The organism is Alcanivorax sp. HI0083 (assembly GCF_001635175.1).
Genome location: NZ_LWFX01000081.1, coordinates 1 through 764, shown reverse-complemented (window position 1 = coordinate 764; position 764 = coordinate 1). Strand labels below are relative to the sequence as shown.

The following is a 764-nucleotide window of genomic DNA, read 5'->3' as shown; positions in this document are numbered from 1 at the left end:
CCCCATTGTCACCCACTCCATCGGCATCGCTATCCACCGTTTCAGCCGGGTCGTCCGGGAAGACATCGCTGTTATCGCCGACACCATCCTCATCGCTATCCGAGGTTTCCGTACCGTCATTGGGAAAGGCGTCGCTGTTGTCACCCACGCCGTCATTGTCGGAATCAATCGTTTCGTTGGGATCCTCGGGGAAGGCATCCCCGTTGTCGCCCACTCCGTCTTCATCCGTATCTGTGGTTTCTTCGGGGTCGTTCGGGAACACATCGCCATTGTCGCCGACACCATCGTTATCGCTATCCACGGTTTCGGTGGGGTCATTCGGAAACGCGTCCATATTATCGCCGACGCCATCTTCATCACTATCCAGTGACTCGGATGGGTCTTGTGGGAAAGCATCACCGTTATCCCCAACACCATCACCGTCGGAATCTACTGTCTCGCTGGGGTCCTGGGGAAAAGCGTCGCTGTTATCGCCAACACCGTCGCTATCACTGTCTGTGATTTCGGCCGGATCATCCGGGAAGGCATCTTCACCATCGACAACACCATCACCGTCGCGGTCCGGATTATAGGGAGCACTGTCCTGTTCATTGAGCAGGCCATCGCCATCAATATCATCATCACTGCTGTCCGGCATGCCATCCTGATCGATATCACTTTCGGTTTCTGCCGGCTCGATAACCGTGGTGGTGTTCTCGGCAGTAGACGTATCCGCGTCCACGCCGGTATCTGCCGTTTCTTCAGCCACCACACTGGCTACCTGG

General features: G+C 56.2%; 1 protein-coding gene. It reads right to left on the bottom strand.

The features are described 5' to 3' along the window. Positions 1 to 764, bottom strand: a 764-nt coding sequence (locus tag A3754_RS00915) for a thrombospondin type 3 repeat-containing protein (protein WP_197468348.1), incomplete at both ends; no start/stop codon positions are given.